Source organism: Streptomyces sp. NPDC006435, assembly GCF_040612315.1.
GTDB lineage: Bacteria > Actinomycetota > Actinomycetes > Streptomycetales > Streptomycetaceae > Streptomyces.
This window is the reverse complement of the sequence record NZ_JBEXPY010000018.1, coordinates 58,287-84,134: the sequence shown is the minus strand read 5'-3', so window position 1 is coordinate 84,134 and position 25,848 is coordinate 58,287. Positions and strand designations below refer to the sequence as shown.

General features: G+C 71.2%; 30 protein-coding genes and 4 pseudogenes. 11 read left to right on the top strand and 23 right to left on the bottom strand.

Annotated elements, in window-relative coordinates; genetic code table 11:
• Positions 1-108: 108 nt before the first annotated feature.
• The gene (locus ABZZ04_RS19280) at positions 109-795 is read right to left on the bottom strand and encodes a hypothetical protein (protein ID WP_356933394.1); all 687 of its coding nucleotides are present in this window, start codon (positions 793-795) and stop codon (positions 109-111) included.
• 360 nt (positions 796-1,155) lie between these two features.
• On the opposite strand from ABZZ04_RS19280, the gene ABZZ04_RS19275 reads away from it, so the two are divergent.
• The 4 genes from ABZZ04_RS19275 (at position 1,156) to ABZZ04_RS19260 (ending at position 3,634) form a co-directional block, all read left to right on the top strand.
• On the top strand, positions 1,156-1,731 hold the full coding sequence (locus tag ABZZ04_RS19275; RefSeq protein ID WP_356933393.1) for a YdeI/OmpD-associated family protein: 576 nt from the start codon (positions 1,156-1,158) through the stop codon (positions 1,729-1,731).
• 108 nt (positions 1,732-1,839) lie between these two features.
• The gene (locus ABZZ04_RS19270; RefSeq protein ID WP_356933392.1) at positions 1,840-2,604 is read left to right on the top strand and encodes a class I SAM-dependent methyltransferase; all 765 of its coding nucleotides are present in this window, start codon (positions 1,840-1,842) and stop codon (positions 2,602-2,604) included.
• Positions 2,605-2,753: 149 nt separating this feature from the next.
• Positions 2,754-3,005 (top strand): hypothetical protein, encoded by a 252-nt coding sequence (locus ABZZ04_RS19265; RefSeq protein WP_356933391.1) that lies wholly within the window; start codon positions 2,754-2,756, stop codon positions 3,003-3,005.
• Between the two features lie 89 nt (positions 3,006-3,094).
• Positions 3,095-3,634, top strand: a complete 540-nt coding sequence (locus tag ABZZ04_RS19260; protein ID WP_356933390.1) for a hypothetical protein — start codon at positions 3,095-3,097, stop codon at positions 3,632-3,634.
• An 81-nt stretch (positions 3,635-3,715) separates the two neighbouring features.
• On the opposite strand, the gene ABZZ04_RS19255 is transcribed toward ABZZ04_RS19260, so the two are convergent.
• On the bottom strand, positions 3,716-4,666 hold the full coding sequence (locus ABZZ04_RS19255; protein WP_356933389.1) for a LysR family transcriptional regulator: 951 nt from the start codon (positions 4,664-4,666) through the stop codon (positions 3,716-3,718).
• Between the two features lie 89 nt (positions 4,667-4,755).
• Between ABZZ04_RS19255 and ABZZ04_RS19250 the strand changes: the two genes are divergently transcribed.
• The 3 genes from ABZZ04_RS19250 to ABZZ04_RS19240 are packed head-to-tail and all read left to right on the top strand — an operon-like array spanning position 4,756 to position 6,435.
• A complete protein-coding gene (locus tag ABZZ04_RS19250; protein ID WP_356933388.1) occupies positions 4,756-4,935 on the top strand; it encodes a hypothetical protein in 180 nt (59 codons plus the stop codon).
• Positions 4,932-5,942, top strand: a complete 1,011-nt coding sequence (locus ABZZ04_RS19245) for an alpha/beta fold hydrolase (protein ID WP_356933387.1) — start codon at positions 4,932-4,934, stop codon at positions 5,940-5,942. The genes ABZZ04_RS19250 and ABZZ04_RS19245 overlap by 4 nt, the downstream gene beginning before the upstream one ends.
• Before the next feature lie 55 nt (positions 5,943-5,997).
• Entirely contained in the window at positions 5,998-6,435 is a 438-nt protein-coding gene (locus ABZZ04_RS19240) for a GNAT family N-acetyltransferase (RefSeq protein ID WP_356933456.1), read from the top strand.
• A gap of 134 nt (positions 6,436-6,569) precedes the next feature.
• On the opposite strand, the pseudogene ABZZ04_RS19235 reads toward ABZZ04_RS19240, so the two are convergent.
• A pseudogene (locus ABZZ04_RS19235) lies at positions 6,570-6,728 on the bottom strand (undecaprenyl diphosphate synthase family protein); the annotation flags it as partial.
• 161 nt (positions 6,729-6,889) lie between these two features.
• On the opposite strand from ABZZ04_RS19235, the gene ABZZ04_RS19230 reads away from it, so the two are divergent.
• Entirely contained in the window at positions 6,890-7,771 is an 882-nt protein-coding gene (locus tag ABZZ04_RS19230; RefSeq protein WP_356933386.1) for an aminoglycoside phosphotransferase family protein, read from the top strand.
• 43 nt (positions 7,772-7,814) lie between these two features.
• On the opposite strand, the pseudogene ABZZ04_RS19225 reads toward ABZZ04_RS19230, so the two are convergent.
• Positions 7,815-8,045 (bottom strand): annotated as a pseudogene (locus ABZZ04_RS19225) (transposase); the annotation flags it as partial.
• Between the two features lie 258 nt (positions 8,046-8,303).
• On the opposite strand from ABZZ04_RS19225, the gene ABZZ04_RS19220 reads away from it, so the two are divergent.
• The gene (locus tag ABZZ04_RS19220; protein WP_356933385.1) at positions 8,304-9,341 is read left to right on the top strand and encodes a methyltransferase domain-containing protein; all 1,038 of its coding nucleotides are present in this window, start codon (positions 8,304-8,306) and stop codon (positions 9,339-9,341) included.
• Between the two features lie 37 nt (positions 9,342-9,378).
• Here ABZZ04_RS19220 and ABZZ04_RS19215 read toward each other — a convergent pair.
• The 6 genes and pseudogenes from ABZZ04_RS19215 to ABZZ04_RS19190 all read right to left on the bottom strand — a co-directional run.
• Positions 9,379-9,553, bottom strand: a pseudogene (locus tag ABZZ04_RS19215) (Tn3 family transposase); the annotation flags it as partial.
• Between the two features lie 111 nt (positions 9,554-9,664).
• Positions 9,665-10,195 (bottom strand): hypothetical protein, encoded by a 531-nt coding sequence (locus ABZZ04_RS19210; RefSeq protein WP_356933384.1) that lies wholly within the window; start codon positions 10,193-10,195, stop codon positions 9,665-9,667.
• Between the two features lie 302 nt (positions 10,196-10,497).
• On the bottom strand, positions 10,498-11,145 hold the full coding sequence (locus ABZZ04_RS19205; RefSeq protein WP_356933455.1) for a class I SAM-dependent methyltransferase: 648 nt from the start codon (positions 11,143-11,145) through the stop codon (positions 10,498-10,500).
• An 82-nt stretch (positions 11,146-11,227) separates the two neighbouring features.
• Positions 11,228-12,004 carry a dienelactone hydrolase family protein gene (locus tag ABZZ04_RS19200; protein WP_356933383.1) on the bottom strand — a complete coding sequence of 259 codons (777 nt, stop codon included), beginning with the start codon at positions 12,002-12,004 and terminating at the stop codon, positions 11,228-11,230.
• A gap of 66 nt (positions 12,005-12,070) precedes the next feature.
• Positions 12,071-12,463 carry a hypothetical protein gene (locus ABZZ04_RS19195; protein ID WP_356933382.1) on the bottom strand — a complete coding sequence of 131 codons (393 nt, stop codon included), beginning with the start codon at positions 12,461-12,463 and terminating at the stop codon, positions 12,071-12,073.
• Entirely contained in the window at positions 12,456-13,016 is a 561-nt protein-coding gene (locus ABZZ04_RS19190) for an RNA polymerase sigma factor (protein ID WP_356933381.1), read from the bottom strand. The genes ABZZ04_RS19195 and ABZZ04_RS19190 overlap by 8 nt, the downstream gene beginning before the upstream one ends.
• Before the next feature lie 440 nt (positions 13,017-13,456).
• On the opposite strand from ABZZ04_RS19190, the pseudogene ABZZ04_RS19185 reads away from it, so the two are divergent.
• A pseudogene (locus ABZZ04_RS19185) lies at positions 13,457-14,542 on the top strand (SulP family inorganic anion transporter); the annotation flags it as partial.
• A gap of 120 nt (positions 14,543-14,662) precedes the next feature.
• On the opposite strand, the gene ABZZ04_RS19180 reads toward ABZZ04_RS19185, so the two are convergent.
• The 5 genes from ABZZ04_RS19180 to ABZZ04_RS19160 all read right to left on the bottom strand — a co-directional run bounded on the left by ABZZ04_RS19180 (position 14,663) and on the right by ABZZ04_RS19160 (position 18,556).
• Positions 14,663-15,229 (bottom strand): GNAT family protein, encoded by a 567-nt coding sequence (locus ABZZ04_RS19180; protein WP_356933380.1) that lies wholly within the window; start codon positions 15,227-15,229, stop codon positions 14,663-14,665.
• 87 nt (positions 15,230-15,316) lie between these two features.
• Complete coding sequence (locus ABZZ04_RS19175) at positions 15,317-15,637, bottom strand: hypothetical protein (RefSeq protein ID WP_356933379.1); 321 nt, start codon at positions 15,635-15,637, stop codon at positions 15,317-15,319.
• A 198-nt stretch (positions 15,638-15,835) separates the two neighbouring features.
• Entirely contained in the window at positions 15,836-16,405 is a 570-nt protein-coding gene (locus ABZZ04_RS19170; RefSeq protein WP_356933378.1) for a transcriptional regulator, read from the bottom strand.
• On the bottom strand, positions 16,406-18,067 hold the full coding sequence (locus ABZZ04_RS19165; protein WP_356933377.1) for a helix-turn-helix transcriptional regulator: 1,662 nt from the start codon (positions 18,065-18,067) through the stop codon (positions 16,406-16,408).
• A 156-nt stretch (positions 18,068-18,223) separates the two neighbouring features.
• The gene (locus tag ABZZ04_RS19160; protein ID WP_356933376.1) at positions 18,224-18,556 is read right to left on the bottom strand and encodes a hypothetical protein; all 333 of its coding nucleotides are present in this window, start codon (positions 18,554-18,556) and stop codon (positions 18,224-18,226) included.
• Between the two features lie 227 nt (positions 18,557-18,783).
• On the opposite strand from ABZZ04_RS19160, the gene ABZZ04_RS19155 reads away from it, so the two are divergent.
• Complete coding sequence (locus tag ABZZ04_RS19155; RefSeq protein ID WP_356933375.1) at positions 18,784-18,990, top strand: DUF5988 family protein; 207 nt, start codon at positions 18,784-18,786, stop codon at positions 18,988-18,990.
• 196 nt (positions 18,991-19,186) lie between these two features.
• Here ABZZ04_RS19155 and ABZZ04_RS19150 read toward each other — a convergent pair whose 3' ends face one another.
• From ABZZ04_RS19150 to ABZZ04_RS19115, 8 genes are all read right to left on the bottom strand, one after another.
• A complete protein-coding gene (locus tag ABZZ04_RS19150; RefSeq protein ID WP_356933374.1) occupies positions 19,187-19,774 on the bottom strand; it encodes a TetR family transcriptional regulator in 588 nt (195 codons plus the stop codon).
• A 364-nt stretch (positions 19,775-20,138) separates the two neighbouring features.
• Positions 20,139-20,720, bottom strand: a complete 582-nt coding sequence (locus tag ABZZ04_RS19145) for a DUF1772 domain-containing protein (RefSeq protein WP_356933373.1) — start codon at positions 20,718-20,720, stop codon at positions 20,139-20,141.
• A gap of 248 nt (positions 20,721-20,968) precedes the next feature.
• A complete protein-coding gene (locus ABZZ04_RS19140; RefSeq protein ID WP_356933372.1) occupies positions 20,969-21,661 on the bottom strand; it encodes an indole-3-glycerol-phosphate synthase in 693 nt (230 codons plus the stop codon).
• Positions 21,658-22,374 carry an N-(5'-phosphoribosyl)anthranilate isomerase gene (locus ABZZ04_RS19135; RefSeq protein WP_356933371.1) on the bottom strand — a complete coding sequence of 239 codons (717 nt, stop codon included), beginning with the start codon at positions 22,372-22,374 and terminating at the stop codon, positions 21,658-21,660. The genes ABZZ04_RS19140 and ABZZ04_RS19135 overlap by 4 nt, the downstream gene beginning before the upstream one ends.
• The gene (locus ABZZ04_RS19130) at positions 22,371-23,516 is read right to left on the bottom strand and encodes an acyl-CoA dehydrogenase family protein (RefSeq protein WP_356933370.1); all 1,146 of its coding nucleotides are present in this window, start codon (positions 23,514-23,516) and stop codon (positions 22,371-22,373) included. The genes ABZZ04_RS19135 and ABZZ04_RS19130 overlap by 4 nt, the downstream gene beginning before the upstream one ends.
• Positions 23,517-23,543: 27 nt before the next feature.
• Complete coding sequence (locus tag ABZZ04_RS19125) at positions 23,544-23,918, bottom strand: ectoine synthase (protein ID WP_148838537.1); 375 nt, start codon at positions 23,916-23,918, stop codon at positions 23,544-23,546.
• A gap of 3 nt (positions 23,919-23,921) precedes the next feature.
• Positions 23,922-24,758 carry a tryptophan synthase subunit alpha gene (gene trpA / locus ABZZ04_RS19120; RefSeq protein WP_356933369.1) on the bottom strand — a complete coding sequence of 279 codons (837 nt, stop codon included), beginning with the start codon at positions 24,756-24,758 and terminating at the stop codon, positions 23,922-23,924.
• Positions 24,751-25,848 carry a hypothetical protein gene (locus ABZZ04_RS19115; RefSeq protein WP_356933368.1) on the bottom strand — a complete coding sequence of 366 codons (1,098 nt, stop codon included), beginning with the start codon at positions 25,846-25,848 and terminating at the stop codon, positions 24,751-24,753. The genes trpA and ABZZ04_RS19115 overlap by 8 nt, the downstream gene beginning before the upstream one ends.

The following is a 25,848-nucleotide window of genomic DNA, read 5'->3' as shown; positions in this document are numbered from 1 at the left end:
CCGGTGCCCCATGCGCCGGAGCACCGGCGCATGGGTACGAGGCACGGGTACGGGGACATGACGGGGCCGTGCGGCAGTTCTGCCGCACGGCCCCGTCGCGGATCGGGATCACTGACAGCTGCGCTGCCAGTTCCAGCCGATGAAGGTGTTCTTGAGCTCGACGTCGAAGCGGCAGCTCGCGGTGCCGTCGGCCTTCAGCTCCACGTACGAGTGGTGCGTGTTGGCGTACCGGTCGCCGGAGGTGTCGAAGATCCCCTTGTAGGAGAACGCGGCGTGCGCCTCGTTGTTGGAGACCGCGCAGTCGGCGAGGCAGTCGGCGTTCTTGCTCGACGACACCAGCGACCAGCCGGCGTTCCACGGCTCGCGGTTCCACTGCTGGGTGGCGTCGGTGGAGGCGGTGGTGATCCTGGTGCCGTCGGTGGTCCAGGTGGAGGTGGTGTAGAGGCCGGTCATCCGGATGTTGCAGCAGTCGTACATCTCGGACGCGCTGTTCACCTGCCGGGTGCCCGCGGCGACGGCGGCACCGATGGTCCTCGCCGAGACCTCGGCCGCTCCTGCGCCGCCCTTCGTCACCCGCTGCACCGGGCCCAGCTGCGGCTTGCAGTCGGGGCCGATGGTGATCTGCTGCTTCACCGCCGTACCGGCCGGAGGCACGGGCAGCGACCCGGACAGCTTCACGTCCGTGCACGCCTGTCCGGCCCGGGCACCCGTCGAGGCCTCACCGAGCGGGGCGGCCGTGGCGGGAGCGGCCGACAGCACGAACAGACCGGCCGCCGCCGCGATGGCGAGTGTCATTCGGTTACGCAATTGCCTTGCCTTTCCTAGAAGTTCGGACGGAGCGTAGCCACGCCTGTTGGAATCCGCGTCGACAGCCGGAAGGGTTGGCACGAAGCTGACGGCCACCCCGTCGCGCACCTCCTTCCACCTTGGCAGCTTCCTGCCAAGGCCGTTGTCCGGCGGTCGGCCGCGGCGGAAGAGTGGGGCCGCCGCTTCCGCCCGGGACGTTGTTCTTGCCGGGCGTTGTTCTTGCCAGGCGTTGTTCTTGCCAGGCATTGTTTTGCCGGGCGTTGCTTCCGACGGGGATGTCGTTCCTGTCCGGGACGGTGCCCCCCTGATCAGGGCGTCGCCCTGCCACCGGGCGATAACCTCGGCCGCATGGACGAGATCGGTGGGGTGGAAGTCATCGCGTTCGCGGACGCGGAGGCGTTCGAGAACTGGCTGGCCGAGCACGGCACGCGCCATGAGGGCGTGTGGATCAAGGTGGCCAGGAAGAAGTCCGGCATCCCGTCGGTCACCGACGACGAGATGGTCGACGTCGGACTGTGCCACGGCTGGATCTCCGGCCAGCGCCGGTCGTTCGACGAGCAGTACTACCTGCAGAAATACGTGCCGCGCCGCCCCAGGAGCCTGTGGTCGCAGGTGAACGTGGACAAGGTGGCGGAGCTGACGGCAGCGGGCCGGATGCGCGAGGCCGGACTGGCCGAGGTCCGCAGGGCCCAGGAGGACGGCCGGTGGGCGGCGGCCTACGCGTCGCAGCGAACGGCGGCGGTACCGCCCGAACTCGCGGCGGCACTCGACGCGGACCCCGGGGCCCGCGAGGCGTTCGAGGCCCTCGACAGGACCGCGCGGTACCAGCTGATCCTGCCGTTGCTGCAGGCGCTCACCCCGGACGCCCGGAAGGCCCGGCTCGACAGGATCCTGCACGCGCTCGGCCCTGACGACCGGTCGTAGCAACCAGCCGTCAGCCGTGCCGACCGGCCGCGACAGCTGGTCGGAGCCGGGGCCGCCGGGACGAAACCCGTTGTCCAGGGCGGTCCCACCGGCGTTAACGTGCGCCCTATGACTGACACGGATCTTCCCCCGCGCCTGACACGGCTCACCTTCCACGGCCCCTTTTCCGAGGCCCGCGCCGCACGGACGGTCGACAGGCTCGGCCGGACGGCACCCGCCCGGGTCCTGGACATCGGTTGTGGCTGGGGGGAGTTGATGCTCCGGGTCCTCGACGCGGTGCCGGGGGCCACCGGGGTCGGGGTCGATCTCGACACCGCGAGCCTGGCCCGGGGGCATGCGAACGCCGAGGCCCGCGGGCTGGGCGGACGCGTGGAGTTCGTCGAGGGGTCCGCCGCGGAGACGGATCACGGGCCCGCCGACCTCGTCCTGTGCCTCGGGGCCAGTCATGCCCTCAGCGGGGCGGAACCCCCGCAGCACATCTCCGAGGCGCTCGATGCGCTGCGCCGGACGGTCGCGCCGGGAGGACGGGTCCTGCTCGGCGAGGGCTTCTGGCAGCGTCCCCCCACCACCGCCGAACTGGACGCGATGTGGCCGGGCGCCCACGCCGGCGAGTACCAGGACCTGGCCGGACTCGTCGACCTCACGGTGTCCGCCGGATTCCGGCCCTCCTGGATCGAGACGGCCGACGCCGACGAGTGGGAGAACTTCGAGTCCGGCTACCAGTCGGACGTGGAGGAGTGGCTGGCCACCCACCCGGACCATCCGCTGGCGGAGGAGACCCGCGAGCGTGTCGACCGGCACCGGGCGAACTGGCTGAAGGGCTACCGGGGAGTGCTCGGGATGGCCTACCTCACGCTGGTTCCCGTCGGCTGAACGAACTGCTCCCCGCCACGGAAGGAACGGGACCGGGCGGAAGGGACAGGCGGGTCGGACGAGCCGGGGCGGACACGATCGGTCGTGTCCGCCCCGGCTCGTCCGGGCACCCTCCCGAACTCTCGTGGGAGCAAGGTACCTTCGGCCCCATGTCACTCGCTCCCGACGACGAGATCCGCAGCCGCGACGAACTGGTCGCCTTCGTCCGAGAACTGCACCAGGACCACCTCCGTCGGGGGCACGAGTGGGAGAACCAGAGCCTCGATCACTTCCTCGGGGCCCTCGCGGCGTGGATGGACGACGCGCCGGGCTGGTACCGGAACTCCGGTGAGCAGCTCCCCGAGGAAGGGGACTGGACCTTCTTGGCCAGAGCCCTTCGAGCCGCCACCGTCTACGAGTGAATCCGCTTCCGGAACGGTCGGGCCCCGGCGGGAGGGACGTGTTCCGCCCACGGGCGTCGATGTCGGACCCGGGGGTTATGGTCGCCACCATGGCTAACCGTTCTTACCTCTACTCCACGAGCACGCCGCCGGACTCGGACTCGAACCCGAAGAAGATCCGGTGCATCTCCGAGCACAACTGGAGCATCCCGCTGGCGCACCAACTGCTTGTCGGGCGTGGGACGACCAGGGTCCCGTCCATGATCTGGAACCTGCGCATCGGCATCGCCGCGGACTTCGACGGCGGCGCCGCCCTGCTCGGCGACCTCCTGCGCGTGGTCGGGCAGGGGCTCGAGGACGACAGCGAGTTCGCCGAGTGCGTCGCCGGGACCACGGCCCACCTGGAGAAGCAGCGGGACCGGTTCTTCGTCCTGGAGACGGGGGAGATCGTCTCGCTCCAGGAGGACGAGGACCCCGAGGAGTCGGTGGAGTACCTGGTCACCCGCGAGATACCCGATGCCGTGGCCCGTGCCGAGGCCGCGATCGCCGGGAACGACGACGCGTGGCTCGCCTCCGTCAGGAAGGACTGGCGGGACCACTTCGCCTCTTTCTACAGCGACGCGCTCTACTTCTCGTTCCCCGAGGGCTGACCGGGGCCGGGGACGTCCGCCGCGACCGCGGCTGCGGTTGTCGGCCACGGCTGTGGTCGTGGCTGCGGCGGCCGTCCCGGGTCAACGCCGTTCGGCCCGGGACGGGAGCCGGTCCGCAGGCGGTTCGGGCAGCCAGTCGCGGGCCGGGTCGTACTCCAGCCACCGGCTCCGCCCCGCTTCCTCGGCGCAGGAGGCGACGAGACCGTTCAGCCCCGGGTGCGGGTCGCCGGTGCGCCACAGCAACGACCAGGCGTACAGCGGCGTGGGGTCGACCAGCGGGACGGATCGCAGACCGGGGATCCGCGGCAGCGGCACGTCGGCGGGCAGCAGCGAGAAGCGGTGCGGCTCCTGAGCCACCTCGGTGAGGAAGTGGGCGAGGCCCAGGTTCACGCCCGCCGTGCTGGCGCGGATGCCGAATCGGTCGGCGAACCGGCGGAGGAAGTCGAGCCTGCCCAGCGCGCCGGGTGTCCACAGCACGCTGTCGCGCAACCGGTCCGGCCTCAGCGCCGGTTCGGCCGCCAGTGGATGGTCCGTGCTCAGTACGGCGTCCACCGGTTCGAGACGGACGAGGCGGTGGGCCAGCCCCGCGGGCAACGGGGGGTGGACCCGGCCGAAGGCCGCGTCGATGTCGCCGCGCAGCAGTGCCGCCGCCACCGACGGCAGATCTCGTCCGTGCCCCGGCGCCAGTTCCCCGGCCCGTCCGGCGACCCGGGCCAGGGTCCGCATCGGTGCGTAGAGGTGTCCCCAGACGTCGACGCGCAGCGGACGGTCCTTCCCGACCGCCGCGGCGACCGCGGCGTCGGCGGCGGCCAGGGCCTGCCGGGCCGGTGCGAGGAAGCGCCGTCCGGCCTCGGTGAGGTGTGTCCCGTTGCCGCCGCGTCGGAACAGTTCGGTGCCGAGCAGGGATTCCAGCCGGGCGATCCTCTTGGACAGCGCCTGCTGGGAGATGGCGAGTGCTTCGGCCGCCCGCCCGAAGTGCAGTTCCTCGGCGGCGCACACAAAGGCACGTACCTGCGCCATGTCGAGATCCACGCCTCTCACCATAGGTGACAACCGAAAGTTGTCGGACTTGCGTGATCGTTGTTGGATCACCGGGGCGCCGGGGGAGTTGCATCCTCTCCATGCGAAAACTGATTTCCGCGGGAGAGGCGGCGCGCCCGGTGGCTTTCGCCGAGGCTCCCCGGCCCGTGTCCGGGCCCGGTGAGGCGCTGGTCGAGGTCGAGGCGTTCGCGCCGGACCGGGGCGAGACGTTCGTTCCCGAACGCCCCCGGCCGGGACTGCCGACCGGAGGAGCGCGATGAGCGCCGCCGGGTTCGCCGCCGACCAGTGGACGCGTGCCGTCGGCGCCGGTGTGGACCCGCACGAGTACCGGTACGTCACCGGCGGTCTCGGCTCCGTCGCCGACTGGGGGCCGGCCTTCGTCCGCGCCGGACACGGCCACCTCCGGCGCGCGCAGGACGCGGGGTCCTCCCGCTCGGCGGGTGAGCACCTGCTGACGGCGGCCAGGTGGTTCCACCTCGCCACCCTGGCGCCGTACGCGGAGGCAGACCGGGCCGCCGCCGAGGCGGATCGCGCCCTGGGCAGAGCCCTCGCCGTGCTGGAGCCCGGTGCGCGGCAGGTGAGCGGCGAGGGGTTCACCGGCTGGCTGCGCGGCCCCTCCGACGCACCGGGGACCGTGGTCGTCGTCCCCGGTCTGAACTCGGCCAAGGAGGAGTTCCTCGATCTGGTGTCCGTGCTCCTCGCCAGAGGGCTCGCGGTCTTCGCGATGGACGGCCCGGGGCAGGGCGTGCTCGCGGCCACCACGACCTTCGTGCCGGACTACGAGCGGGTCGTGGGCCGGGTCGTCGACGCCCTCGGCGTCCCACGCGTCGGGCTCGTCGGCCTGAGCCTGGGCGGGTACTTCGCGGCCCGGGCCGCCGCCCTGGAGCCGCGGGTGGCGGCGGCCGCCACCGTCAGCGGCCCCTTCCGCCTCGACTGGGCGGAACTGCCCCGGTCGATACGGGAGCTGATGGCCGGGCGCGCCGGAGGAACCGACGCCGCCCGGCGGTTCGTCCACCAGGTCGACCTCACCGACCTGGCGCCCCGCATCACGGCCCCGCTCCTGGTAGTGGACGGCGGCCGGGACGTCATCCCCGGCGTGACCGACGGCGAGCCCCTGGCCCGTCTGGCACCGCACGGCACCCATCTGTCCGTCCCGCACGGCGACCACCTGCTCGGGAACGCGCGGTCCGACTGGCTGCCCCGCCTCGGTGACCACTTCGCGCACGCCCTGGGGGCCGGCGAGCATCCGTGCCAGAACATGTGCTGAGCCTCCGTCGGTGCTGGCGGGCGGGCAGTGGGTCGTCGGCGGATGGGCTCCCGGCATGGACATCCGTGTAGAGATCATCCGGGCGGCGAGTCAGGAACTCGTCGATGCCTTCGGCAGGTTGCTTCCGCAGTTGTCCTCGACCGCCGGGCTCCTCGACCACGAAGCGCTCGACCGGATGGTGACCTGCGATGCCGACACCGTTCTCGTCGCCCGTGCTCCTGACCCGATCGTCGGCACCCTGACGCTGGTGCTGTTGCCCTTGCCGTCCGGCTTGCGGGCCCGCGTGGAAGACGTGGTCGTGGACGGCGCGGCACGTGGTCAGGGAGTCGCGGGCCTTCTCGTCCAGGAGGCCCTGCGGCTCGCCCGGGAAGCGGGCGCCCGGACGGTCGATCCCACTTCCCGACCGGATCGCGCGGCGGCGAACCGGCTGTACGGACGTCTCGGCTTCCAGGTCAGGCAGTCCACGGTCCACCGCTTCGCGATCGACGCGTAGGCGAGGCAGTCGGTGCCGGCCCGTTCCGCGTGACGCATCGCCGTACCCGTTCCGCATCGTCGTACCCGTTCCGCGTGACGCGTCGTCGTGGCGGCGCCGATGCCCCGGGCGTTCGCGAGGACGGCGGGCGGGGCCTCGCAGAAGTACGGCTCCGAGCAGGTGCTCTGCCACAGGAGGAAGTCCGGCATGCGATGTTCTCCGCCGGTGCGGATGACGAGGTCCGGGTCGGGTTGTCCTGCCGTGCAGAGGTGACGGGTGATGTCGTCCGTCGTCGGGCGTGCTGCGAGGTCTTCGGGGGGCCTCTGTCTCCTCTCCTTGGTCGAGCTGTCTGGGCCTTCGTCGATCTCTCGCGGCGAAGGTTGAGTGATCGTTTGGGTCGAGCCACGAGAGCTGGCACCTGGCCACGCTGGTTGGCGTCACCCTCACTCGCCTGTGCCAAGATTCGAGGGTGGACATGACTGACATCACGCGTGCGATTACGGCTGCGACTTCGGTCTCCGCGTCGCTCGACCTGCCGGCCAACGATGCGATCGTTCTCCACAACTCGAACAAGCTGGCACTGCGGCTGACGCCATGCGACGTCTTCGCCCGGGTCGCCCCTGTGGGGCAAGAGGTTGCACAGTTCGAAGTCGATCTCGCTCAGCGGCTCATCGAGGCCGGATGTCCGGTGTGCCCCTTGGAACCTCGGGCAGACCCGCGCGTGTACACACGCGATGGCTTCACAGTGACGCTGTGGACCTACTACGAGCCCGTGACACCTCACATTTCACCAGTCGACTACGCCAAGGCGCTGGAGCAGCTGCACGTCGGCATGCGCAAGGTCGACGTGCCGAGCCCGAGGTTCACGGACCGGATCACGGAGGCGGAGGAAGTTGTCGCCGACCCGGATCGCTCGCCGGAGCTCACCGACGCGGACCGCGTGTTCCTCGGCGGCAGGCTGGCGAGCCTGCGACGAGCGATCGACGACCGCGGTGCCGTGGAGCAGCTGCTCCACGGCGAGCCGCATCCGGGCAATGTGCTCGGCACGAAGAGCGGCTCGTTGTTCATCGACCTCGAGACGTGCTGCCGTGGACCCGTCGAGTTCGATCTCGCCCATGTTCCCGAGGCGGTCTGCAAGCACTACCCAAGCGTTGACCAAGGGCTGCTGGACGAGTGTCGGCAGCTCGTCATCGCGATGGTCGCCGCGTGGCGTTGGGAACTTGGCGACCAGTTTCCGAATGGGAGGCGATTCGGGGAGGAACTCCTGCGCTCGCTGCGCGAGGGTCCTCCTTGGCCGACACTCGACACAGTGACCGGACGGCTGGATGGTCTGCAGAAAACGCCGAAGGACACGTGAAGGCGGCAAGGAACCAAGCGACGAGACCGTCGCTGTTCAAACCCCGGGCGACCGCCGGCGGCAGGGCCCCGATGGAGGCCGGCCGGTCGACCACGACCAGCGCCGTCCCGTGCTTGGCCTGGGGTTTCGCGAACAGTTCGCGGAGCTTGGGCTCGGTGTTGGGCAGCCGCTCGTCGAACGCCTTCTTCCCGGCCGGGGTGACGGCGGTGGCGTGGTGTTCGCCCTTGCCGACGTCCGGGCCGAGGAGGACGTCGATGCCGCCGGTGCCGATCACGGGCAGGCCCCTCCATCACGCTTTCGTCCGGCCTCGCCTCGGCACCGAGCTGCCACATCCACGTTACGGAGAGCTCTTCCGGCTCGGGTGAAGCCGGTGCTCAGGTCCCTCGTCAGCGGTCCGTCGATGCCTCCGGGCCCGGCACTCGCGCAGTCGGCGTCCGTCGTCTCACCGCTGCGGAATACTACGCAGCACGTACTACGTGCCGTGTAGCATCATGGGAACGCGTTCCGGAGGCCGACCACAGCGGGAGAAGCCATGCGCACCAACGACGCCCAGATGCTCGTGCTGTGCGCACTGGCCGACGGGCCGCTGCACGGATACGCCATCAACGCGGCCATCGAGCAGGTCTCCGGTCACCGTCTCGGGCCCGGGAGCCTCTACGGAGCCTTGGCCCGTCTGGAGGCGAAGCAACTGGTGAAGCCCCTGGAGGAGAAGGGCCGTCAGCGCCCGTTCCGCCTCACGCCCGCGGGGCGGGAGCTGCTGGAGCGTGAGGCGCACTCCATGGCCCGCCTGTCCGGGCGCGTATTCGAGAGCACTGTTCCTGACGAGGTCGGCTACCTGGACCGACTGGCCGCGACGGACGCGGCACGTTCTTACAAGAGCGTCATGCTCCACGCACTGGATGCCCGGCCCGGTGAGACCGCACTCGATCTGGGCTGCGGACCGGGCACGGATCTCGGCGCCCTCGCCGAGGCGGTCGGCTCGTCGGGCAGGGTGATCGGCATCGACTCCAGCCAGGAGATGGTCGAGCAAGCACGCAGGCGTACGGAGAACCTGCCCGCGGTCGAGGTGGAACCGGGCGACATCCACACGCTCCCGTTCGAGGACGGCAGCATCGACCGCGCCCGGACCGACCGCGTGCTCCAGCACGTGACGGACCCGGCCCGGGCACTCGCGGAGGCCCGGCGCGTCCTGCGCCCTGGCGGCAGACTCGTCATGGGCGAACCCGACTGGGATTCGCTGGCCATCGACCACCCCGACCTCGAGGTCTCGCGCGCTTACACCCGCCATGTGACGGACAGGGTCGTACGCAACGGGGTCATTGGCCGTCAGCTGGCCCGGCTCGCGCTGGATGCGGGATTCGCCGTGCCGACCGTCGTCCCGGTCGCCTCGGTCTTTCGTGATGTCCAGGCCGCGGACCAGGTCCTCGGCATTCAGCGCAACACCGAGCGCGCCGTGTCCGCGGGCTACCTGCCCGCCCCGGCATCGCAGCGGTGGCTCGACCATCTCGCCACGGGATCCTTCTTCGCCGCAGTGACGCTGTACGTCGTCGTCGCGGAAGCCGCCTCGTAGTCGTGGGCGCAGGCCGACCGCCTCTGCTGCGGGGGCGGGCGAACCCGGCCGGGGTCAGCAGTCCGAACACGATGTCGCCGCAGCTCGCGGTGTCGATGACGATCGTCTCCGGGCGCTTGCCGCCGTCGCGGTCGTGGAGGACGTCCGGCACGTACCGCGAGTCGCGCGGGGTGCCGGACCACGGCCTCCCCGCCGAACCCTGCGGCCCGGTCGGCGCCGTTCCGGCATGACGAGTGGTCAGATGCGCGCCTGCGGTCGGGCGTACGGTCCGCTCGCTCCCGCCGCTCGCCCTTGCATCCCGCTCGTCCTCCCCCTGCTCGTCCTCACCGCTCCTCCTCGCCGCTCCTGACGGCCACCCGGTCCGACCACGGTGCCAGGACCGCCGCACGCGCCTCGGGGTGCTCCCGCAGCCACGTCAGCAACGGGAGCAGGTCGCCGTGGGGCGCGTACAGCCGGAGCGAGGCCGTCCCGTCCTCGCTCCGGGGGCGGCCCTCGGTCCGGTAGGAGGCGGCAGGTGCGGCGAGATCGAGGTGCAGCCCGTTCGTCACACGGGCCCCGGCCACGTCCTCCCACGGCACCTCGACGACGCCGTGCATGTTCGACCGCACCGCCGTCGGGGTGAGTTCGACCGTCGGTTTCCGGGGCCTGCGCAGGGACCGTGCGGTCATCGCGGCGAAGGCGGCCGGCACCAGCAGGAGCAGGCCGATCGCGAGGACGGTGCCGGGCCGGTAACGCCCGGGTTCCCCGGTGCGGTTCGACAGCCACATGTACGCGTCGCCCCAGTGCGCCAGCGCGCTCCCGCACATCACGACCGCGCTCGTCAGCAGCACGCACACCAGCACGGTCAACAGCACGGCCCGACGGCGTGCTCGGCGGAATTCCGACGGTGACTGCGGGGCGTGGGCGACTCCCGTCCCCGTCGATCGCCACAGTCCGCCGAGTCGAGGAGGTACGGAGGCGGGAAACATGCGCAGCACTTTACGACAGGAAATGTCTTGATCAGGTCACACGATCGGCTCAATGACTTTTCGGAGTGACACCCGGTGGACCGCTCCGGGACCCGCCGGACGACCGGACGCCCCGCCGGACCCCGCGCGGGGCGAGGACCCCGCGCGAGGCCCGGCGGAAGGGGTACCGGGCCGGGCGCGAGCGGCCGTCAGACCTGTTCGGCCCGGCGCATCAGCAGATGGCCCCGGCGGAACCGCTCCCCCTCCTGCGGTTCGCGCAGCATCCGGCCGATCTCGACGAATCCGGCTTCGCGGGCCATGGCCGCGAGGTCGTCGAGCGGCCACCGGTAGGCCGTCGTCACCTTGTGGTCGAACGCCGTGACCGGTTCGCCCTCCGACTCGAAGAAACCCAGCAGGAGGTGACCGCCGGGCGCGAGCACCCGGCGGAACTCGGCGAAGTACGGGGGCACGTCCCGCGGCGGGGTGTGGATGAGCGAGTACCAGGACACGATGCCGTTCAGCTCTCCGTCGGCCAGGCCCAGGGCGTCCATGGAGCCGACCTCGAACCGCAGGTCCGGGTACGTCTCGCGGGCGAGGTCGATCATCACCGGCGACAGGTCGATGCCGAAGACGTCCAGCCCCGAGTCCCGCAGGTGCGCGGTGAGGTACCCGGGGCCGCACCCCAGCTCGGCGACGGATCCGCCGCCCGCGGTCGTCACGGCTTCGGCGAACGTGGCGAGGAACGAGCGGTCCAGCGGGAGGCCGTCGAGGGAATCGCGGACAAGATCGAGATAAAGGGTGGCCACGGAGTCGTAGGCATCCGCGGTCGTGTTCAGGTACGAGGAGAGTTCGGTCACGAGCGAGGACACTAGACCCTCCCCCTCGCGTCGACGAGCGCCTTGTCGGACAGACCCGCGGGACGGGCGCCGGCGTGCGCGCTCAGTCCCGGCGGGGCGACAGCCGGTCCAGTGCGCCCAGGATCCGGTCCCAGGCGGCCTCGGCCGCCGCACCGTGATGACTCCCGGGGCGGTCCTCGCACATGAAGCCGTGCACCGCCCCCGCGTGGACGTGCAGTTCGTGCCGGACACCGGTTTCCCGGAGCCGGTGGCCCAGGCGCTGCCATTCGTCGGCGGTGACCAGGAAGTCCTGGTCACCGACCAGCCCCAGCACCGTGGTGCCGTTCCTTCCGATGGCGGTCGCACCGGCCACGGACAGCGGCGGTTCCGGTTCGGCCAGTGGGATGCCGCCGTCGAGGGTCCAGCCGCCGTAGCAGCTGACGACCAGGTCCAGGGGCAGCCGGGTGGCCGCGAGGACGCCGAAGTGGCCGCCGAGGGAGAACCCGACGAAGGCGCGGCCCCCGGCCGCTCCCCGCCCGGCACCGGCCTCCGCCGCGGCGGCGGTGTCCGCCACCACGCCCTCCCGGGTCAGCCCGCCCAGCAGCCGAAAGCCTTCCTGTCGGCCCGCGTCGTCGTAGCCGAGTTCCGCCCGTCGTACCCCTCGCCAGTAGAAGTCCGGTGCGACGGCCACGTACCCGGCCTCCGCGAACCGTTCGCACACCTTCCGCACCCACGCGGTCACGCCGAACAGCTCCATGCCCACCACCACGGTGGCTGCCGGAACCCCCTTCGCGGGTGCGGCCACGTACGCGTCCGGCCCCTCTTCCCCTTCTTCCGCCAACCGCGTCCAACCAGCGGTGACGAGCGCGGCGTTCGACATGGAATCCCCGTACGTACATGGAACGTGAATCGTGGCCGAACGGCTCAACAGCCAGGGCCGTACGGATCATTCCCCCCTCGGGCCCCACCGGTCACGGTACGCACCGGGAAGGGCGCCCGGCGCGACGGGTTCGCGAGGCGGTACGCCGTCCGGTTCCGATGCCCGGAACCGCGCGACGCCGTCCCCGTACGACCGGGCGGGTCGGGCGACGGACAGCTCGCAGCGACCGTCCACGCACGAGCGTCGCAGCCGCCCCTTCGAGACGGTCTGCAGCAACCCGATCGTCCAGCACGTGGGGCAGCCGCGCAGTGCGAGCAGCCCCACCGGCACGAGCAGGAGCGAGACCGGTCCGACCACCGGGATGAGCAGGACCGAACCGGCCAGGGCGCCGAACCCCAGCCCGCCGCGCGCCAGGTGCCGGGGCAGCGAAGCACTCGCGAAATCCTGACGATCAGTCATGAATGGTCCCCCGGAACGAATCAGGTGTCTCCTGCAGCGCCCGGCGAACCGTCGCACGGGCGCGGTGCAGCCGCGACTTCATCGCGGCGGTGCTGAGGCCGAGCGCGTCGGCGACCATCCGCCCGCTGTGGCCCTGGATGTCCCGCATGATCAGCACACGTCGCTGGTCGGCGGGCAGGTCGGCGATCGCCGCCGCCACCCGGTCCGCCTCCAGGCGCTGCAGCACCTCGTCCTCGAACGAGGGCACGGCGGTGTCCGGAACCGGCCCGTGGCTGCGCAGCCTCAGCCGCGCCCGCCGCAGGCACTCGTTGCGCACGATGCGGAACATCCACGACGCCAGCGCACCGGAGGCCCGCAGCATTCCGATCTTGCGGTACAGGATGATCAACGCTTCCTGCGCGGCGTCCTCGGCGTCCTGGGGCGAGGCGCACAGGGAGTACGCGAACCGCTGCACGTGCGGGTGCGAGCCCGACACCAGAGCGGCCGCGGCCTCCACGTCGCCCTCCTTCGCCGCGACGATCAGCTGTTCGCCGGGCCAGGTGAAGTCAGCCATGCGAGCGCCCCCGCCGACGCCGAACGGCGACACTGCACGCGCAGATGAGCACGACCCCGACAATGACGGCACCAATGATCACGACAAACCTCCGGTTCCTGTGCCGACGCTGTTGTCCGCACAGGGACAAGAGGCGCGACCACCGTCAAAGGATTCACCACCACGGCAGCGACATCACGATGCCCACCCGGAGCGGCGGCTCACCGACGCCCTGCCACTCGGCCGCTCGGCCACCGAACACCGACCCCCACGTTGCGGTAAAGTCCGGGACGGGCTGTTAACTGCCCGTTTTGTCATGTTGGGGCCGATGGTGCTCCCGGTGAAGAATCCGAGTCCTGCGGGAGAGACGCGTGCGCGAGTCCATGGTGCCCGCCGCCTGTCCGCCGTGACGCTTCGCCCCTGACCGGAGGCCGGACGCCGCGCGTCCGTGCCGTCCCGGCTCCTTCACGATGGCCGTCACCATTGCCGTCGTCGGCGGCCGACGGGCGATGATCTCGGCCGCCACCGGCGCCGTCGCCCTCGTCATCGCCCCTCTCAACCGCGAACACGGCCCGGGCCACCTCGTCGCCGCGGTCATCCTGGCCGGTGTCTTCCAGGTGGTCCTGGGCGTGCTCGGGGTGGCGAAGCTGATGCGGTTCGTCCCGCGCCCGGTGATGGTCGGTTTCGTCAACTCCCTGGCCATCCTCATCTTCATGGCCCAGGTCCCCGAGATGACCGACGTCCCGTGGCCGGTCTACCCGCTGATCGCCGCGGGCCCGGCGCTGATGACGGCGAAGCTGGTCGACGACATCACCGACACCCGCTCCTCCAAGACCCGCGAGTCCATCGGTCAGGGCATCGCCAACATCGTCACCGGGTTCTTCGGCGGCATGGGCGGCTGCGCCATGATCGGGCAGACGATGATCAATGTGAAGGTGTGCGGTGCCCGCACCCGCCTGTCCACCTTCCTCGCAGGCTCGTTCCTGATGGTGCTGTGCATCGTCTTCGGCCCGATGGTCTCGGACATCCCCATGGCCGCACTGGTCGCGGTGATGGTCATGGTGTCGTTCGCGACGTTCGACTGGCACTCCATCGCCCCGAGGACGCCGAGGCGGATGCCGGCCGGGGAGATCATTGTCATGGTGGTCACCGTCGCGTTCGTGGTCGCCAACCACAACCTGGCCATCGGCGGGGTCGTCGGCTCCGTCACCGCCATGGCCGTGTTCGCCAGGTCCGTGGCCCGCCTCGCCGAGGTCACCGCCGTCATCGATCCCGACGGCAGCACCGTTGTCTACCGGGTCACCGGTGAGTTGTTCTTCGCCCCGTCCAACGACCTCGTCGGCCGGTTCGCCCGCTCCACCGACCCCGACAGGGTCGTCATCGACCTGTCCGCCGCCCACATCTGGGACGCGTCCTCCGTCGCCGCCCTGGACGCCGTCGAGGCCGGGTACGCCCGGCGCGGCAAGACGGTGGAGGTGACCGGTCCGAACGAGGCCAGCGCCCGCCTGCGCGACCGGCTCGACGGAGAACCGGCAGCCGGCCACTGACCGGACCGTCTCTCCACGGGCCGCCCCGTCCCGCACCGCCCGGGGCGGCCCGTCGCGGTTCACCACGAGTGTCCCGTTGCAGCGGACCCGTCGGCCGGCGAGCCCTCGACCTGGTCCCCGTCAGGCCGACTGCCCGCTGCCGGGACCGAACTGTTCCAGGGGTTCGTCCGGGACGATGTCGTCGCGGAGCACGCTGTAGCGCACGACGTCCCGCCACTGCCCGCCCCGGAACAAGGTACTGCGCAACACGCCCTCACGGACGAAGCCGGACTTCTCCAGTGCGCGCTGCTCGGCGATGTTCTCCGTCTCGGTGTCCGCCTCGATTCTGACCACGGGAGTGTGTGCGAACAGGTAGTGCACCAGCAGCCGTTGCGCCTTCGTGCCGACACCACGGCCCCGGCAGCCCGGCAGCAACTGGGCCCCGACATTCCAGTGGTACGAGCTCCGCGAGGTCACGACCTTCCGCCAGGCCACAACGCCGAGCCGGCCGGCGCCGCCATCCACCATCAGCCGGCCGCCGTCATCACCCAGCAGGCCGTCCTGCTCCCACCGGCGTCGCCAGCGCCCCGGATCCGACCAGCCCATCCACTGGAACGTCCCAGCCGCCCCGGGGTCCGTCAGGAACTGCTCAAGCACCGGCAGGTCGTCCTCTGCCACTGGACGCAGTATCACGGGATCGTCGCTCATCCCGTCACCGTAGTCCCACCGGCAGCCCCGGTGGACAGAGGCCGTGTCAGAACCCGTGCGCCAGGCCATGACGGACGCTTCGACCGGTCACGTACCGGCGACGTCCCCGACCCTCCTGAGCACGGAGTCGAGCTTGTCCACCACGGCGTTGCGCTGCCTCGCGCGCGCCGCCCGGTCTGCCGGTACCAGCCGCGCGGCGGTCTGCACGGCGTGGGCGTCCGGGTCGCCGAAGGCGGTCCGCGGGTGCTCTCCCGTGTCCGCGCAGTGGGTCGTGACGTCCTTGACCGCCTGGAGCACGACCGCCCGGTCCACGCCCGGCTGCATGGCCAGCCGCACCTGGAAACGCGCCATCCACTTCTCGCGGTCCTTCTCCCCCGCCGCGTCCGTCCTCTGGTCCTTCTTCGCCATGTGTTCTCCCGGGTGATCGGCGGCCGTTCGTCATGGAGTTGGACGCTGGATCATCGAAGCGGGTTGCGGAAGCGGGCATCCGACGGGCCTCGAGCGGCTGTTGAGGAGCCGCACCACGGGACAGCGCTCCGCCGGCCGGTCCACTGCCGCAGGACGTCACAGGTCACGGGTCCGGAGTTCGAGACCCTGCGGCGCGGTCTACGCGGCGAAGCCGATGTTGGTGACGTACTCGTACTGTCCCCACTGCGACCCCAGGTCGACGATCGTGTCCCCCCACGCCTCGTCGAGGCCCTGGTGGTCGCCGGATGCCCAGGAGCCGACGATGCGGTCCCAGCGGCGTACGTTCATCGTGCGGTACTCCACCACCCGCTGGAGCGGCCCGGCGACCTGTGACTGGTTGAGGGGGTGGATCTCCACCCGGGTGCCGCCGCCGGCGTTCAGGCGGGCGAGGAGGTGCCGGGCGACGTTCTGGCGGCGCACCCGGCGATAGGCGAGGTCGATGCGTTCGAGGTTGGCTCGCGACGGTCGGCGCTTCTCGTCGAGCCAGGCCCTGAGAGTGCGGTCGGTGACGGTCAGACCTGCGTCCCTGGCCGCTCCGCGGCTGTGGTCGGTCCTCGTGAGGTAGTGCAGGCGCGCCATCAGGCCGCGCTTCACGGTCACGGGGGTGACGATGCCGCCCGACAGCTCGTCCAGTTTGCGCGCGACGGCTTCGCTGCCCTTGATGCCCCGGGCGCCGAACTTCCCGAAGTCGATGGTCCTCTCGGGCACCTACTCCCCCTCTCCCGGCAGATCCCGATCCCCGGTCCCGCTCGTTTCCCCGGTCCCGCTCGTGCCCTCGGTGTCCCCGGTGGCACCGCTGCCCGCGGTGTAGACGTCCTTCGTCTTGACCTCGGTGACGCCGCGCCCCTCGGGGAAGACCCGGTGCCAGTCGCCGATGACGTGGAGTTCGTCCGTGCCCATCGCGCGTACGACGGTGAGACCCTCGTCGTGGGCCTTGAGGGCCTTCAGCCAGAGGTTGGAGAACGCCTGGCTGCGGATGATGTGCATCCAGTCGGGGCGGTAGAGCTCCCGGTTGTAGTTCGACTCCCCCATCGTGGAGACGAACTTCGAGTACATCGCCTTCACGTACTCCAGTGTCACCTCGTCGTCGGCGGCGATCGCCGCGTCCCGGGCGTCCTTGAGGACGACGCGGAACTTCTCCAGCAGGTTCTCCGTCGCGCCGGACGTGTAGGACTCGTGGATCTCGGGGGGCGCGCACAGGGCGTGCTTCGGGCCGGAGAGGCGCAGCAGGAGGCGCAGGGTCGGTTCGGTGACCCACAGCGGTCCGGGCTCGTCCCGGTTGCCGATCGGGTTGGGGAGCACCGCTTCGTGTTCCCACTCGGGCGGGGTGATCAGGTGGACACCGGCGCGGCGTCGGTCGTGGGGCAGTCCGGCGGTGTGTTCCAACTGGCCGAGCGGCAGGTGCGTCTTGAGGGCGGAGAGGTAGGCGCCGTTGATGTCGAGCGCGGTCACCTCGTGGCGGCCCGGCGGCAGTTCGCGGCGGGTCCACTTCGGACGGGCCTCCCACACCTGGTCGGCGCCGCGGGAGGTCTGCTTGCGCAGGATGTCGGGGATCCACGGGTGCGCGACGATGTCGTACCGGGCGCCCTTGCGGGTCTCGTCGAGCAGCCGCATCGCGTCCGGGATCGCCCGCTTCAGCAGCGCGGCGAGGGCCGCGTCGATGTCGCCCCGGTGTTCGTCCAGCGCGGCCCGGACCGCCTCGCCGATCAGGTCGCCGGGCCCGTGGGGTTCCTGGAACGCGCGCCCGGCCGGGCCCGTGGGGCGCCCGGAACGGCGCGTCCCGCTCCGCCCCTGCGACGCCACCGCCTCGGGGGCCGGTGCGGGCGGTTCCGGGGCCGGTGCGGGCGGTACGGCGGTGGCGTCCGGCGAGGGTTCCGGCGCGGACCCGGGGGCGGTGGCGGGCCGGCAGTCGGCCGGGTCCAGGTGCTGGGCGAAGCCCGCCACGCGGTGCCCGGCCGGTGAACCGCACAGCACACACGGCTCGGGGACGGCCAGGGACTCCACGTCGTCCGCGTCCTCGACCTCAGCCTCGGCTTCGGCCTCAACCTCGGCCGAAGATGAAAGCGAAGGCGATGCCGGGAGCGAAGGTGAAGCCGAGGGTGAAGGTGAGGGCTCGGTGCCGGGTCCGGCCGGGAACTTGGCAGCCAGTCCGTCCAGCAGGTACGCGTACCTCTTCCGGGTCTCGTCCACCGGGTCCCGGCCGCTCTCCCAGCCGCCGACCGTGCTCGGGCTCACGCCGAGCGTGCGGGCCACCTGCGCCTTGGAGAGCCTGGCCCGCTCCCGCAGCTCCCGCCGTACGTCCGGCGGCGGGAGCTCGACCTGTGGGCCGACGGCCGCAAGCAGCGCGTCGATCGCGTCGAAGTCGCTCACCGCAGTCGCCCCTTCCGCACCGACGCCCCGGTCGTTTCCCGGGGCGCGCCCGGCGGCCGGGCGGGAGGAGCGGGTGCCCGTTCCGGTGTCGGCCATGGCCGTGGGCCTCTCTTCGTCGTGCGGCGGTTCCTGGAGCAGGAGCGTCATGGGACCGCGTCAGATGTAGGTGACGGGGTTGCGGGACAGGTGCGGGCTCCCGGTGGGGCGGCCGACGCGGGGGTCGTCCCGCAGGAGCTCGCCCTCGAGAGCGTAGCGGTCCCCGTGCTTGGAGATTCCGATGATCCGCGCGACCGCGAGGACGGTGCCCTCGGCGTTGATGATCTGAGCCTCGTCCTGCGACAGGGCCCGGTCGGCGTTGAACTTCCAGATGCCGCGGCCGGCCTCCCACGCCTCGTCCTCGCTCATGCCCCGGCGCCACCCGAGGGTCGTCCGCATCAGGCGGTCGTCCGCGTCCGCGGCGCGTTCGGCGCCGATCCGGATCTGCAGCATCCGTCCGCCTCCGAGGGGTCCGGGGTCCAGGGGATTTCGAAGATACTGTTCAACTTGTTGCAAAGTTAGCATTTGGCCGCCCCCGCGACAAACCTGGCCGGGCCCGGGTCGCCGACGGCGGCATCGGCGGGGCGCACGCGCGCCGTCGGAGTGGGACGGGGCGTGCGACGGCGGCCCCATCGGCGCGTCTCGAAGGAGCCGGACCACCCGCTGGGGACACTCTGACCATGACCGAAGCACTGAAAGCAGTCCTCGAGGGCGGCCCCGACGACCTCCCCGACCGCATCGTCCCCCTCACCGATCCCGGGCTCGACGTCAAGGTCCCGTTCCGCGGCGGATACGAACACTTCAGGGCCACGACGCGCCATCAGGAGACCACCGAGGGGCGGCTGCCCGTCTACGAGTGGTGGGAGCGCACGGAAATCCCCGGCTGAGAGCCCGGGCGGAATCCGAGCGGAAGTCCGGACGGGGGCCGGCCCCGAAGCACCGGTCCCGAAGCGCAGGCCCGGGGACCGGGTGCCCCGTCGAAACACCCGGGGCACCCGTGTCACCCGCATCACCCGCCACGCTCACCGCGCCCACCGCGCCCACCGCGCCCACGCGGCTCCCCGACGCGGGAACGGCCACCGCTCAGGCGGTCTCCCGCGTCCCGTACGCGAGCAGTCGCTTGCACAGCTCGTCGATCAGCTCGCCCGCCGAGCCCGTGAGGACGTCGGGCACCGTGAGGTCGTCCACGATCATGCCGTGCACCGCGAGGTACATCAGGATCACCGCGACGCGGTCGCCGGGCAGGCCCGCCTCCTCGTGGAAGCGGATGTTGTCCTCCAGCGTCGCCCGGAGGCGCTTGTTGAGCTCGGCGCCCAGTTCGGGCCGGCGGACGCCCTCCAGACGCAGCTCCATCATGGCCAGGTAGCTGCTGCGGTCCGCCTCCATGCGCTCGTGGACCTGCCGCAGCAGGAGGGCGACCAGTTCGGGGGAGGTCGGGGCCTTCATGGTCTCGGCGAGCGCCTCCGGGTCCGGCGTCAGTCGCTCACCGGTGCGTTCCATGATCTGTCGCAGCAACTCGGCGCGGTTGGCGAAGTAGTTGGAGGAGGTGCCGACCGGCACCCCGGCCCCTGCGTCCACGGCCCGCAGGGTCAGCCCGCGCGACCCCTCCCGGGCCAGTACTTCGATGGCCGCGTCGAGCAATGCGGCCCTGCGCGCCGGGTTCTGACGCATGGAAACCTCCCAAGGACGTTGACACCACTTCAAGTGAAGTACTACATTCGAAGCACTCCACAGGGAGTACATCGCAACGACACATGGGAGTCAACATGCGAGCTCGCACGACCGCCCGGCGTGGTTCCAGCACCTTCACCGAGTTCAACCGCGGCGGGCGCAACCCCCAGCCGCTGAAGCCCCGGTCCGTCCCCCGCCCCCGACCGCTCCCCAAGCCCGGCACCCGACGGTGACGGGGGCGGGTCGATGACGGCCTCGGCCTGTGGCCCCGGTGCGAACGGGGCCGAAGAGAACGACGACGAACGGCGTGGCCCGGAGGCCACGCCGTTCGTCGTCGTACAGGGCCTTCGGCCCGGAGTTCCGTTCAGACCGCGGGCGTGGCGCGGCCGTGGAGTTTCAGGCTGTGCGCCAGGCAGCCCAGGGCCGCGGTGCACAGCAGGGTGCGCATGATGTTGGTCGTCTCCCAGGTCCCCTTGAACTTGTCGACGACCGACAGGTCACCGGCCTTCATCGGGTTGCCGATGTCGGCGAGTTCGTTGTTCAGGGGAATGTTGACGGAGAACGTCACCAGCAGCGCCACCACGTAGAGTCCGGCGGCGACCCCCGCCCACAGGGCGACCTTGCGGTTCCCCTTGCGGTACTCGAGCACCGCGACGGCCACCGTCACGGCGAGCGCGCCCAGGAAGACGAGCACGAACAGGCCGCTGGTGTCGATCACCTGGTTGAAGTTCTGCATGGCCTCCGCGTACACCCGGTCGTCGGTGCGGGCGAGACCGGGCATGACCGACACGTCGTAGGCGAAGAACAGACCGGCCATCAACCCGACGGTGATGACGGACACCATCAGCAGGATGCCCGCGGCCTTGCCCTGCCTCGGCGGCGTCTGCGGCGGGAGCGGCGCACCGGGGCCGGGAGCGTTGTAGGGGGAGTACGGATTGGCGGTCATCGAAGCGTCCTCACTGTGGACTTCGGCCGATCGCTCGGCGCGCGAGCGGGAGAGAGCATAGACGCCGCGCGCGGAACACAACCAGGTGGTTTCGACCCGTTCCCGAGCGGTCGTCGAGCGTCCCTCCCGGACCCCTTGAGCGAGAGGACCGGGAGCGGGCACGGGGCGGGGAGGGTTCCACCGGGCCTCCAGCCGGACCCGAGGGGCGGCGGCCCGGGGCGGGCCGTCCGCGTCACCGTCCCCGCCCCTCACCCCGTGGGCAGGCGGTGCGGGGACGTCGGCCAGGCGTGCAGGTCGGTGGCGCGCAGCAGTGCGGTGCCGATCAGCAGGCCCCGGTACCCGGCGGCCAGCAGCCGGGCGGCCTTCTCCGGACTGTCGATGGCACTGGCGCTGACCGGACAGGGGGTGCCCGCGGCCCGCAGCGCGGGCAGCAGGTCGAGGCTGCGGCCGATGTCGCCGACGTCCCGCTCGCGCGCGGTGATGTCCTTGTTGTTGACGGCGATCACGCATTCGGCGGCGTACGGGACCGTCTCCAGTTCCGCCTCGTCGGTGATCTCCACGAACGGGGTCAGCCCGGTGCGCAGCGCGGTCTCCACCAGGGTGCGCATGCTCGACGCGGGCAGCAGTGCGGCGGTGAGCAGGACGGCCGATGCGCCGAGTTCCCCGGCTGCGGCGATCTGGTCGCGTCGGGTGATGAAGTCCTTCTGGAGCAGGGGGAGTTCGGTGAGCCGGGCGACGTCCCTGAGCAGTTCGGTCGTGCCCGCGAACCAACGGCCGGTCACCACCGAGATGCATGGTGCGCCCGCCGCCTCGTAGGCGGCGACGATGTCCGCGGGGGTGCGGCCCGCGATGAGGTCGATGCCGTGGGCGTCCCGCCGCTTCACCTCCATGATCAGCGGGCGCTCGGCGGTCAGCAGGGCCTCGACGAAGCGGGAGGTCATGGGTGCTCCTTCGGGTGCGGGACGGGGTGCCGGGCGGTCCGCCAGGCACGGGCCAGGGCGGTCACCGCGTCCGCGTCGAAACGGCCCCGCCCGTCACGGGCCGCGGTGTCCACGTCGATCCCGCAGAAGCGCGGATGGTCCGCGACGGCGGCGCAGTCGGTCCTGCTGCGCGGGGTGATGCCGCCGGCCAGCCAGAACGGCAGTGTGAACCGTTCGGCGAGGGCCAGCACATCGGACTCGGCCAGTCGCAGCCCGGTGCTGCCGACCCGGCCGTCCCCGGCCGTCGCGTCCAGCAGGAACAGATCGGTGCCCGCCCGTTCGTACGCGCCGATCAGCGGGCGCTCCAGGCAGTTGCCGTCCCGTACGTGCAGGACCTTGATCAGTACGGCGTCGGGCAGTGCCGCGCGCAACGCCCGTACGAATGCGGGTGGTTGATAGGCGTGCAGTTGCAGCCGGGGCACCCCGGCGCGGCGCGCGGCACCGGCCAGGGCGTCGGGGTCGTCGAGGAAGGTGACCAGTACGGGTTCGAGTACGCCGGTGGCGCGGGCCGCCGCCGCGAGGGCGGCCAGCTCGCGCTCCGGCAGATCGGCCGGGCCGCCGGGTACGCCGTGCCAGAGTCCGACACGGTCGGCACCGGCGGCCGCCAGTACCTCGATGTCCTGCGGGGCCGTGGCCCCGCAGACCTTGAGCACCGGTGCGGGTGCCTCGGTCATTTGCCCAGTCCGAGCATCGAGGCTATCCGGTTGTACTGGATCTCGTTGGTGCCCGAGTAGATCGTGCCGCCCACCGCGTTGCGGACGTCCTGTTCGAGCCCGTACTCGGTCATGTAGCCATGTCCTCCGAAGATCTGGACGGCGGTGATGCTGCTGGCCAGATTGGACTCACTGGTGAGCAGCTTGGCGATGGCCAGGTCCGTGGTGACGTTCTCGCCGGCGACGAGCCGTTCCGCGGTGTCGTACAGCCATTTCCGTGCCGTCTCCAGGCCGATCTTGGTGTCGACGATCTTGTTGGCGATCGACTGGTACGAACCGATCGGCTGTCCGAAGGACTTGCGGGTCTTCGCGTACTCCACGATGCGTTCCAGGCGGTGTCGCATCTCGCCGGCGTTGACGATGAAGGAGAACAGGATCTCCCGCTTCATCACGTGGTCGAGGACGATGAATCCGCCCCCCACCCGGCCCAGGACCCGGTCCCTGGGCACCCGGCACCCGTCGAAGTACAGCTCGCTCAGCGGCGAGGTGCGCAGACCCATCTTCTTGACCGGTTCGCCGACCGTCAGGCCCGGGGTGTCGCGGTCCACCAGGAACGCGGTGACACCGAGCGCCCCGCCGTCGGGACGGGTCCGGGCGTACACCACGAACACGTCGGCGACGGGACCGTTGCTGACGAACGTCTTGCCGCCGGTCAGGACGTAGTGATCGCCGTCCCGCTCCGCGCGCGTGGTCATCGCCATCGCGTCGGAGCCGCCTTCCGCCTCGGTGATGGCGTGGGCGCCGATCATCTCGCCGGAGCAGATCAGTGGCAGGTACCTCTCTTTCTGTTCGGGAGTGCCGAACTTCTCCAGGGGCACGCCGGTGCTGGCCAGGGTGGTCGTCACCGAGAAGCTCAGTCCGGCGTCGCGGCAGTGCTCGCCGAGTCCTTCGAGCACGTACATGGTGGTGAGGAGCGACTGGCCGAGGCCGCCGTACCGCTCCTCGAAGGGCAGAGCGAGGATGCCCGTCTTCTGCACGAGCTTCCACTTGTCCCGGGAGAACGCGGCGCGCTCGTCCTGTTCCAGGTGGTCGGCGCTGAGCGCCTCACCCCACCGTGCCATGCCTTCCCGCAGGTCGGCCTGGTCGGTGTTCCATCGGATCACTGGGAACCGCCTTCACAGGTGCTTTCTTCAGTACGCGGAGGACACGTGCGCGTCGAGGCTGTGCACCTCGTCGCCCTGGAGCGCCGGGCTGAAGACGCAGACGAGCCGGAGGTCCTCGTGCGGGCTCGCCACCAGGTAGTGGGCGTCGTGCTTGTCGAGCGCGTACAGGACGCCGGGGGTGATCGGGTGCGAGGTGCCGTCGAGTTCGACCACCTCGCCGGAGCCCGCGATGCAGTAGCAGGATTCGAGGTGGTTGCGGTACTCCAGGCGGGACTTGGTGCCGGCCCGGACGACCGTGTCCGTGAGGGAGTAGCCGACGCCGTCCGAGGCCAGCAGGAAGCGGCGGCTCAGACCGTTGCCCCACTCGACGGTCTTCACGTCCTCGATGTCACGAATGATCATTGCTCAACTCCTGTTTCTGTCTGGTGCGGTGGCCCCGACGGCCTGCCGCACGGGCTGGACGGACCGGACGAAGTCGCGAAAGCCGGTGACCGGATCGCCGCCCCCGTCGAGGGCACGCTCGATCCGTTCGACACCGGCGGAGCCGATGATCACGGCATCGGCCCCGCAGGCATGGACGGCCGCCACGTCGTCGCGGGTCCTGACCCCGAAGCCGACGGCTATCGGGGACGCTGTACGGGCCCGGAGCGCTGCGACGGTGCCGGCCAGCGCGGTGTGTCCCGCGACCGGGGCGGTGCCGCTGCGTCCGTAGTGGGCCACGAGGTAGAGGTAGGCGGAGGCGTGGGCCGCGGCCCGGTCCATGGTCGCCGCGGGGCTGTTCTGGTAGCAGGTGGTCACGACGGGCAGTCCGGCGTCGCGGGCCGCCGCGTGGTACGCGGTGCCCAGCCGCGGCGGCAGGGCGTGGACGAGGAGTCCGTCCGCACCGCTCGCGGCGATGTCGCAGGTGGCGTCCGCCAGGTCCCGGTGCTTGAGGGAGTGGCTCCAGTCGGTGAGCAGGGCGATGCGCAGCCGGTGCAGCCGGGGGCGGACGCGGGCGATGAACTCCAGTACGGCGTCGAGGTCCGTGCCCCGGTCCAGGGCGCGGCGCGCGGAGCGCCGGATGACCGGTCCGTCGGTGACGGAGTCGGGGAAGGGGACGGCGAGTTCCAGGCAGTCGACGCCCTCCTCGTCGAGCATGAGGACGAGGTCCTCCAGGACGTCGAGGGGCGGGTCGCCCGCGTTGAGGAACAGGGCGAGGCCGGGGCCTGTGCCGTTGTGGTCGCGTACGAAGAAGTCAGCCACGGCGTGCCCCCGTTCCGGCTCCGATTCCTGCTCCTGCTCCTGCTCCTGCTCCTGCTCCTGCTCCTGCTCCTGCCAGGGTGGTCCGGGCCCGCATCCGTTCGGCCAGTTCGCGGGCCGCTCCGCCGGCGACGGCGCGTTCGGCGGCCGCGAGCGCGGGGCGCCAGCCGGTGCTGTGGCCGCTCGCCATCGCGAGCGCGGCGGCGTTGAGGCAGAGGGTCCGGGTGACGGTGGCGGTGGTGTCGCCGCCGAGCACGTCCAGGAAGTGGCCGGCTGCGGCGGCGGGATCGACGGGGCGCAGTTCGTCGAACGAACCGTCCGGGGCGATCAGTTGGCCGTACTTGAGCAGGATCTCCCGGTCGGCGGGGTCGTTGGTGTGGATGGTGTTGTCGGTGAAGGGAAGGAGTTCGTCGGCCCCCTCGGGGTTCGTGGTCAACCAGATCCGCCGGTCCGTCACCCGGTCCGCCAGGGCCCGCAGCGCGGCGTGGGGCATCGTGTGCGAGACGCCGGTGACCTGGGCCGAGGTGGGCAGGTCCGCGAGGAAGGGACCGAGCGCGTTGAGGAAGCGGCCGAAGGGTTTCATGCCGGTCGGTGCGATGGTGCGGGCCAGCCGGGCCAGTTCGACCGGGTAGACGAAGGGTCCGGTGAAGGCGATCCCGTACCGTTCCAGGGCCCGTTCGGTCTGCTCGTACGAGGCGGTCGGCCGTACGCCGAGGCGTTCGAGCAGGTCGACCGAGCCGAGGCCGGAGGTGTAGGCGCGCGAACCGGACTTGACGACCCGTACGCCCATGGCCGCCGCGACGAACGCGGACGCCGTGGAGATGTTGAAGGTGGCGGGGCCGCCGCCGGTGCCGACGACGTTGACGGTGCCGTGCCAGTGGCCGGCGGGCACGGCGGGCCGCCGTTCGAGGAGGGATTCCCGCAGGGCGTGCAGGGTCTCGGGGCCGGGGAGCCGGGTGGTCAGTGAGGCCAGCAGGGCGACGGCCTGCTCCTTGTCCAGCGAGCCGTCGCCGAGCCGGTCCCACAGTGACCGCCAGGTCTCGCGCTCGGCCACCGGACGCCGTGCGAGCAGCCCGGTGAGCGCGTCGTGCAT